The organism is Aquidulcibacter paucihalophilus (assembly GCF_002105465.1).
GTDB classification, from domain to species: Bacteria; Pseudomonadota; Alphaproteobacteria; order Caulobacterales; family Aquidulcibacteraceae; genus Aquidulcibacter; species Aquidulcibacter paucihalophilus.
Genome location: NZ_NCSQ01000136.1, coordinates 1 through 8711, shown reverse-complemented (window position 1 = coordinate 8711; position 8711 = coordinate 1). Strand labels below are relative to the sequence as shown.

Genomic DNA, 8711 nt, shown 5'->3' with positions numbered 1-8711 from the left:
CATACCTCACCGGTATGTGGCCCTCGGCGAATGGGTACAGCCTAGGTAGTCAGCTACTCAGTTCTTCGCAGGATATTGAAGTTTGTTCTTTTGGCTGAATTTCTTATGGACCCGGGAAACTAATGGATCTAACATTACAACCTAGACTAAACTTTCTAATGAATCTGTGAGCCGTCTATCAATAAATTCAATCAGATCTGCCAGGCGGTTCAAATCTCTTGGCACCTCCAGCTGGTAATTTGGTACTGAATTGGCCAACTTGGCGCTGTCTGTGAAGAAGGCAGCGCGCTCTTGTTTCGACCAACCATAATCGCTCAATCGGACCATATGTGAAAACTTAATCACGGATTGTAGAGCGCGTGGTGCAGGGATTGGGTGCAACTGCAGAGACTCCCCCTCGCTTAGGAAGATGAGCGTATCCAGCTCTGGGCGTGCATCAGCGGGCACACCACCAACCTTTACCAATCTCTTCGGGAATTCTGTGTCCGGTAGCGGCAGAAATTCTACCTGTGCTGCTGCTAGCTTCTCTGCGATGTCAGGGAACAACTTCATTATTGGGATACCAGGCATCACTTGCGGCCTCGCCGAAGTTAGATCGAGGGCGACGACATCGTCAGAAACCAAATCGCACCCCTGCAAAACAGCTGCAGCGCTGGTCGTCGATTTGCCGGCACCCTTGTCACCCGCCAATGCCACATAATGCTGGCCGATCTTTACGGCATTTGCATGCAGAACATATCGCCCCTTCATATGAAGGAAAGTTGAAATCACCGTCCCATAGAGCGGTAGATTTAGAATCTGTTCAGCGATGCCCGTACAGGGATAGATATCGATAGTGCCTTCAGCATCAATGTCGAAGCGCGCAATCTCAGGCCAAAACAAGCTTTGCAACGGGTTCTTGTCGCCGAAGTGAAGCTCTAGAGGTTCCACAAAATTTTCGGGCTTGTGAAGGCGTACCCGCAGGTCAGAATTCATTTGGTTTTCGACAGCTTGTTCTAAGCCGTTTACTCGAAGGTCAGTTTGGATATTCAACCCAAAAGCATAGTAGTTATACATCGTCTTATGACTGCCGCTTTAGGAACGATTGTAAGATGCGAGGTCGGACTTTTGGCAGCGCTGGTTTGTAGGCTTTACTCATCGGGTCTTCTATCCATCTTGTAAGGGATGTTAACTTCCAAATCGACTGGCTGAGAAAGCCATTAGATACACCTGTGTCCGCCGTCTTGTATTTACTATAAACATAAGCCGACTTTTCTAGATCGATGAGATCAGAATATTGACTTAATCGGCTTTGAAAAAGTGAGTCTACTTCTTCTTGGCTGTCTCGCCGCAACGAATTGAGCGCAACTCCACTGAAGTCACATTTTCTACGTTTAGTTCTAACTTGCTCGGCCAGAATGCCCCGCATCGCTTCGCGCAGAATGAAACGATCATAGCCATGCCGTCGCTTGGAGGCCGCCGGGAGGGAAAGGCAAAATTCTACCAGATCTTTATCCCACAACGGATAATGCATCTGATATTGTCGTCGGCTTGCCACATTGTTCAAAGTTTCGAATGCAAATGATTGCAGCGGATCTGCTATGGCTGAGATGTGGTTTGTTTGCTCAATCCGCTCCGGATGAGGTGGAGTGGTATAGTATGGATCGGGGGCATCAGGACTCAGCTCAATATCCCGTGCAAGAAAATGAGGTCCAGATTTCTCGAATGGATGGATTTCCCGGCTTGGGAAGGCCAGCATCGTTGCTTTTCTAATATAGGAAAGCGGCGGTTTAGAAGTCAAAAAATTATAAAGATGAATTAAGGCAGAGTTGGTGTCAGCTCGAAACAACTCGTAGAAAAAAGTCAACCAGAGTTTGTCCCGCTGCAGCTCAAATAGGCGGCCATACCCATAGGAGACCGTTTCGTCTCCACCGTGACCGTCGAAAACGGAATCTGCACCAAGGCTCTCTGCCGCTAAGTGAGAATGGATGCTAAGCCCTAGCCCTGCCGCAAGAGTAGGGCCAGCTTGCTCATAAAGAATTTGATCGAGACTACCCAAATAGTCTAGTTTTGAGCCATCGATCTCTAACACATCAATGCCGCCCATCCCTGAAACAGCTCGTTGATCTCCTTGTTCGTTCATTCGCTGATCCTCGCTTAGGATCATTGACACTGCTTGTATCTTTGGGACATCAAAAAGGCGGCGGGCTGTTGCCGTTATAGACGAGGAATCAAGCCCGCCACTCATGAAGAAGACAGGTGCACGACTTGCTGAGAACGCGGGCTTAATTGCTTTGGCAAACAGGCGGTTGAAGTGTGAAACCTGCTGGGGAAAGGGCATTTCCGTGTAATTCAAGTCAACTGGGGTCGTCCAGTATCGCGAGAGTCGGACTTCACCATGCTGCCAGATTAGTAAATGGCCCGCAGGCAGGCTCCTAACCTCTTGGAAATAGGTTTCGCCGTATGCTGGTGGTAGTTTTGCCAAATAGCGTTGGACACTCTTTTGGTTTACCACTGGCTGAACGGCATTAAATGCCAATAACATGCGCACATCGGCCCCGAAATAAAGTCGATCCTTTTGAGATGAATAATAGAGGGGAGTTTGACCAAAGTGATCGCGCGCAGCGATGCCAATCATCGCGTTTTCGTCCCAGAGGATGAATGCAAATCGGCCTTCTAGGTGAGAGACCAGGTCCTGCCCCCAAACCTGGTAGGCGCGAGCGATCAATGTGCCGTAGGTAGTAATTTCACGTTCAAGCCCAAGCTCTTCCTCGAGCTCCAGTTTGTTAGCCAGAAATCCGCTAAAAGCCACTGCCATCCCTGTACTTGGCGTTGGCGTCTCGGACGCTTCCTTTTGTGGGAGCTGCGAACGCAAACCTGAAAAGAGCGAACCACTGTCCCAGTGAGTGACAGATAAGCAGTCAGTTGAACGAAGAGTGAATTCGACAATTAGATTTTCGTAGTCGATTGTTTCTGGCAGTAGAGGTGCCCCAAAAGCACCAGCAAAAATACACATAATCAGCCAAAATCCGCGAGTGGTATATATTTTTCGAGCTCTTTTTTGGTTGCGCCAAAAATGACTTCACCATCTTTGACGAGCCAAGCATGTGCTATCAAACCCTTATTCGCATCCTTTGCCACACCAACCCGTATTTCAGCGCTGTGGCCGCGGCACATAAGCAAGTGTTTTCCCGCAATACTTTGAGTAAGACAAGACGCTTTGGGGATCACATTACTGGCCCAGCGCACGCACTTCAGAATTCGCCCAATTGACAATATAGACTGGCGAACCGGCCGTACCTTCAAAAATTTGATAACTCGATTATAGCCAAAAAATGTTAGTCCTAGACGCACAATTGCCACCAACCAAATGGCCCGAACCAGCATTGCCGCAGTCGCTAAGGTCAGTCTCATAAAGCTATCCTTGTACTTGCGAGGCCTGCACTAGACCTTTCGATTTCATCGAGCCAAGTAACGCCCCCAAGTCTTTAGCGCACTCCTCCCGGCTAACTTCGTATGCGTTCGTGACTAAATCGACCAATTTATCGAACGACTTGCGATTATCCAATTCAGACCACACCAGAGCGCCAACTGAATTAAGTAGGTAATAATGACCCGTCTCCGTGTTTAACAAAGCCTCAGAACCATCCATCTGGCAGGAAACGACATTTTGCGACTTCATCCACTCAAAACTATCAGCCACGGGTCCCTCCAAATAATGAGCGTCTCTACACTAATGCAGAGACGCTCATAAAGCTCTAATTGAACTTCGTAAGAAAACTTACGAGAAAGTCAATTGATTGATTGGCACGCCGGGCTGTGGAAAGCCGGCGTCGGTTTGGTTTTGATTGCCGGTAGCCAAGGTAACGGCTTCGAACGAACCAACTTCTTCAAGAACTGGTGCTTCATATTGCATTTTCATAGACTTTACTCCGTGCTGTTAAGCCCGTTACCATTACCCGAATACTCAGAGTCAAGTCAATACTGTTTTAGCAAAAAAAAGTCTAAATTTTACAATTAAATAGACCTGTTTGTTAACCAATGATACCCTTTGAATTCAAGTAATCATAAGTTGCTCTCTTTGGCTTTACACCATAAAACCTAAGTTAGGTTTCGAAAAGTTATTCAAATTGGGGAAAATGGTCTGCAGGTCCGTATTTGACACGCCAAACCATGATCCAAGTGTCGCTGCATACTGGTCCACGGAAGTTGTAGGAATCATTGAGCCTTGGACCATATCTGGATTGTTAAACCCACCAATATCCACGCCCAAAGTGGGATATTGGCCATAAATATCCCCGCCACGGACTGCCCCGCCCATTACTATATGGTGACCACCCCACGCATGGTCCGTACCGTCGCCATTGATGTTGAAGGTGCGGGAGAATTCCGACGTGGTGAACGTCGTCACGGCAGAGCGCATATCGACCCCACCCAAATTGGCGAGTGTCGCGTCAAAAGCCGCCATCGCGTGCGCCAATTTGCTCAGATTGTTGGCTTGGCTAGCGCTCTGATTGTCGTGTGTGTCGTGGCCTGCCATTGACACGTGGAAGACTTGGCGCTTTAGGCCAAGGGATGGCGCTGCCGCAATCATGCGAGCAACTGCTTGTAACTGAACCGCAAGGGAATTCACCTCGACCGCGCCAGTCACCGGATTGATATAAGGTGGTGGCGCAGGGACGTTGCGCACTGCGGGAAGCGCAGTTGTAGCATTCAGTCTGAAGCCGGCATTTGCAGAACGGGCCATGATGGCATTATAATCGTTCTGCATCATTGCGGTGCTTCCGAGCTCTTGAGTAATTTCCAAGATTTGTTGCGGCACCATTGCCGATCCGATCAGTCGCCATTGGCGGGTTGGGTCCGTGCCGTCGACGATTACGGCTGGTGTGCCGTTTGTTGATATCTGATACTGCATCACAGATGATCCAGTCAGGAAAACAGAGTTCCCTGACGTAGACATTGCAGTGAACGCGGCGGATTTCCCATTTCCGGAGGCCAGTAAGTCACCAAAACGTCCACCCCAGCCTGTTTGTACTAAGTTCGGGGGGCCTGCCTGCCAGGTCGTTTCCTGGTCATTGTGCGAGAAGAGCCTTTGAGGTACCCGGCGGGCTTTAGCCAGATATTGAGCCTTCGTGATAGGTTCAGTAAGAGGGCCAACATTTGCGACCATCGCTATTCTCCCAGCTTGATACAGAGGGAGAAGTGGGGCCATCATCGGGTGAACAGCAAAGGTCCGCCCGGAAGAATTCGTGCCAGCTGGAATGATCTGCTGCGTCTTGGTTTGCAGGGGAAGGACCCCCCCCCAACGCTCTGGGCTACCAATTCCTACTTGGCGACCAGTCAAGCCTGCTGTCTGACCCAAGCGTGTTTGAATTGTACCGGGAGGCATCAGTGCAATGGGTTGATTTCCAGTGTTCCGAGCGAGCCAATAGCGCCTCCAAGAATCCGAGTCGGTTGCCAACAACATATTGTTACTGTCGCTTCCGCCCCCCAGATTGACGCAGACCAAAGCGCGATAGCCCGCTGCTGCTGACTGACTTGTCGCAGAACTAAAGGCGGCCAGCTGTAAGCCAAATCCGACTGATGCTGGCGCGGCCAAGGAAACGGCACCGGCAGCTCTTAGGAAGTGGCGGCGTGTATGTGATTGATTGCTCATTATAAGACCTTCAGCGCTGAATGAGGTATTCGGGCGATATCATGGTTAAGAACACGGCAATTCGGGCCCTGTTCATTCTAGCTTGCTCAATGTCGGAAGCGCGCGCGTTAGCCGATGTCGGCATCCAAGAGTCTGTCACAGTCTGAATAATCCGTTGCCGCAGCTTTGGTGACATTCGTCCATTCAACAGGACAAAGTTCATGCTCTCTGCGAGTGCTGCAGGGTTGTGAGCGATGCTCGCATAGCTTCTTAGGTCTAAACGGATATCAAAATTGGTCCCTGCACCCTGCTCGATGAGAGTGCGAATCTGATTGACATAACTGGCAACAGTGATTTCGTCTGCAATTTGAAACTCCGGCGCGGCCATGCCCTGCTTCGCAATGGCAGTGTTGCTGGGGGCATAGTTCGGACGGTAGAAGTTAAATACAGAAGGTGCGGCAAGCGGTGCCTGTGCCAGTGCCAAAGACGAGCTTGTCGATGTCATCATCCAGAGGCCCGACTGGGAAGTCGCGCGGAACGCGCGCATAGCATTGGTATAGCGCAAGATAGGCTCACGTAACTTACCAAAGGAACGATCTGTATCAGAAGGCGGATTACGTGCTTCACGATCGAGCAAAACAGCTCTAATCACCGCCGCTAAATCCCCGCGCACACCTTGTCCGTTATCATTGAAAACTTGGGCGACGCGTCGGACATAGTCAGGGCTGGGATTCGAGGTGACCAAACGCTGGATGTACTGGCGGCTGATGAAGGGTGCCACGTTGGGGTGATTGAAGATCGCATCCAAAGCTATCCTAAGATCACCACTAGCGTCAGGCTGGCTGGATGCGGGAATTGTAACTCCGAGAAACTTTTTCTCTGATGTCGAGTGAAAACTCGGATACGGGATCATCGGGCTTACCCAAGATGGTCCAAAGCGTGAGTTTATCGTCTGTTCGTTTCCCAGAAAGCTACTCAAAGACGGCTTTGGGTTTTGCCAACTGAAGCCGGTGAACACTTTCGACAGACCTATGATATCATCCTGACCATAGGTCGGAATCGGATCACCTTTTGCATCAAGTTTAATCGTTCCATCTAGATTTAGCTGAAACAGCCCAATGGACATCAATTGTAAAATTTCGCGGGCAAAATTCTGATCCGGGTTTTGACCTGTAGCAACATTCTCCTTCTGGTTACCCAAGTGCGAAAGATAGAGGCCCATCATTGGGTGCAAAGCAACATCCTCAAGTAGCGTCCGGTAGTTGCCGAAGGCGTTTCGATTGAGCATGTCGTAGTATGAAGCCATACCTCGAGGTGTGACACGAGGACTTGCAAATGAGACCACAAATATCTGAGACAACGAAAAAGTTGCGCGCTGACGCAATTGGTCTGGAGCGGTCACTGCCTCGCGCCAGAAGTAGGAGTAAAAATACTCGACACGTTCGTCTCGCTTTGGATTGCGAGTTGGGCTTTCCAGATAAGCTACCGCAGTCTGACCACGGGGCATTTTGAGCTGCGCATCAATCCAAGCCTCATAACTTGAACCTGTTAGGGCAGCGATAGAATCTGCGGTTGGTCCAAACGTGGCTTGGTTTAAGAAGCGGGCGGCACCGCTGGCATCAATGGCAGATAAGCTTGTTGCTGAAGCCGATACGGCTGAAGGAGCAGGTGCGCCAACAGCCGAAGTGCCGAGGGAGGCTGAGTCGGCGAGTGGTGCCGAATCCGTACCGCAACCTGCAGCGAGGAGGAGGGCGGCCGAAGCAATGCTCGTCTTTATACGGTTGCCGTTCTTCAAAACTCACTCCCCAAGGCATGCTAGCTTTTTGGCCAGTACATTTGTTGGGGTCGATTGTAGTCGGATTGAATTTAGGTATCGGAAATGAGCATGGTTAAGTCGGATATTCCGGAATTTTTTGATGTTTAGCGTTTCAATACAGAACGTATTAACTTATCTGTCTCCAGAACATGGCAGTGTTTCATCCTTATGTTTGCTCTGGTATGCGTCAGGTTGATTTCTTCCTTTTAGCTCCCACGTAAGCCAGGATCTCTCTGTGATCACCACAATCATACCCTGTTTCAAATGCGCCAATACTATTGAGGCTACACTTAACTCTGTCCTTAATCAGGGTATCTCGTCGCATGTGATCGCTTTGGACGATGGGTCGCCCGATCAGACGTTGGAAGTCCTCAAGACCTTTGAAGATCGCGCACAAATCCTTACCGGACCTAATCAAGGTGTGTCGGGGACACGCAATAAGGGAATTGGCTTGATCCAAGATGACTGGGTTCAATTCATCGACTCCGATGACTTGTTAGCGCCGGATACATGGGCTGACAGGTTGGCTTGCGCTGAAGAGAGTGGTGCAGATGTTGTTGTCACCGATTGGGCTGATTTCACCAATGATGGGCAAATTGCCCATGGGAATCTGAGTCAAAGGTCCACAGATTGGGCGCGCTTGCATCGAGCTGGTGCCGAAGTCGCCTGTGCGACAAGTTTCTGGGCACCGCCCGCGGCTGTCCTGTATCGGCGGTGGGTGGTCGACAAGATTGGTGGCTTTCGCACAGACCTTCCGATCATCCAGGATGCCCGCTTTCTATTTGATGCCGCATTGGCTGGCGCAAAATTCGCACATGTCCCAAAAATTGGGGCCTATTACCGAATTGCGGATCAGAGCTTGTCGCGCAGCAATCCGGTGAAGTTCTGGCGTGATGTTCTCACCAATATTCGGCAGATTGAAACGCTTTGGCAGGCGAACGGCCCCCTAAGTAATAACGAACAAGAAGCGCTGCTTGAAGTCTATAGTTCCGCGGCCAATAGCCTTCTCCGCTGTGGCGACGCTGCCTTTAAGCAGGCCGAAGATCAGGTTCTGCGACTAGGCGGCACGCTCAATTCTAAATACCGGATCGGCAGTAAGATGGCGGGCCTCTTTGGACCGTCCGTCACCGCCGCCCTCTTTCAACTTGGCCGAACTCTGCCAAGCCATAGAAAATAGTCCTTCTATATCAGCGCCTCTATCTAAGAAGAATAATATTTGGAGTATGAGTTGTAGTAGGAAGCGGAGTCGCCGCGGGTGTATTTGGATTGAGCTTTGAAGTC

8 protein-coding genes are annotated in these 8711 nt (G+C 50.1%); 1 reads left to right on the top strand and 7 read right to left on the bottom strand.

Going from position 1 to position 8711, the window contains the following annotated elements; translation table 11 throughout:
* Window positions 1-141 precede the first annotated feature (141 nt).
* The 7 genes from B7364_RS08725 to B7364_RS08700 all read right to left on the bottom strand — a co-directional run bounded on the left by B7364_RS08725 (window position 142) and on the right by B7364_RS08700 (window position 7409).
* Window positions 142-1056, bottom strand: coding sequence for a hypothetical protein (locus B7364_RS08725; RefSeq protein ID WP_085339616.1), 915 nt, complete (start codon window positions 1054-1056; stop codon window positions 142-144).
* 4 nt (window positions 1057-1060) lie between these two features.
* Window positions 1061-2995: an asparagine synthase-related protein gene (locus B7364_RS08720; protein ID WP_085339615.1), complete on the bottom strand. Its 1935-nt coding sequence runs from the start codon at window positions 2993-2995 to the stop codon at window positions 1061-1063.
* 2 nt (window positions 2996-2997) lie between these two features.
* Complete coding sequence (locus tag B7364_RS08715) at window positions 2998-3393, bottom strand: lasso peptide biosynthesis B2 protein (RefSeq protein ID WP_085339614.1); 396 nt, start codon at window positions 3391-3393, stop codon at window positions 2998-3000.
* A gap of 4 nt (window positions 3394-3397) precedes the next feature.
* On the bottom strand, window positions 3398-3682 hold the full coding sequence (locus tag B7364_RS08710) for a PqqD family protein (RefSeq protein ID WP_157893612.1): 285 nt from the start codon (window positions 3680-3682) through the stop codon (window positions 3398-3400).
* A gap of 78 nt (window positions 3683-3760) precedes the next feature.
* The gene (locus B7364_RS17710; protein ID WP_106407593.1) at window positions 3761-3901 is read right to left on the bottom strand and encodes a lasso RiPP family leader peptide-containing protein; all 141 of its coding nucleotides are present in this window, start codon (window positions 3899-3901) and stop codon (window positions 3761-3763) included.
* A gap of 165 nt (window positions 3902-4066) precedes the next feature.
* Window positions 4067-5635: a DUF1501 domain-containing protein gene (locus B7364_RS08705; RefSeq protein ID WP_085339612.1), complete on the bottom strand. Its 1569-nt coding sequence runs from the start codon at window positions 5633-5635 to the stop codon at window positions 4067-4069.
* A gap of 10 nt (window positions 5636-5645) precedes the next feature.
* Window positions 5646-7409: a DUF1800 domain-containing protein gene (locus B7364_RS08700; RefSeq protein ID WP_085339611.1), complete on the bottom strand. Its 1764-nt coding sequence runs from the start codon at window positions 7407-7409 to the stop codon at window positions 5646-5648.
* A 256-nt stretch (window positions 7410-7665) separates the two neighbouring features.
* On the opposite strand from B7364_RS08700, the gene B7364_RS08695 reads away from it, so the two are divergent.
* Window positions 7666-8607: a glycosyltransferase gene (locus B7364_RS08695; protein ID WP_085339610.1), complete on the top strand. Its 942-nt coding sequence runs from the start codon at window positions 7666-7668 to the stop codon at window positions 8605-8607.
* Window positions 8608-8711: the final 104 nt, after the last annotated feature.

What these genes read in the sequence shown, in the direction of transcription:
- B7364_RS08715 (WP_085339614.1), bottom strand. Translation starts at nt 3,393, where the DNA reads ATGAGACTGACCTTAGCGACTGCGGCAATGCTGGTTCGGGCCATTTGG.
- B7364_RS08705 (WP_085339612.1), bottom strand. Translation starts at nt 5,635, where the DNA reads ATGAGCAATCAATCACATACACGCCGCCACTTCCTAAGAGCTGCCGGT.
- B7364_RS08725 (WP_085339616.1), bottom strand. Translation starts at nt 1,056, where the DNA reads ATGTATAACTACTATGCTTTTGGGTTGAATATCCAAACTGACCTTCGA.
- B7364_RS08720 (WP_085339615.1), bottom strand. Translation starts at nt 2,995, where the DNA reads ATGTGTATTTTTGCTGGTGCTTTTGGGGCACCTCTACTGCCAGAAACA.
- B7364_RS17710 (WP_106407593.1), bottom strand. Translation starts at nt 3,901, where the DNA reads ATGAAAATGCAATATGAAGCACCAGTTCTTGAAGAAGTTGGTTCGTTC.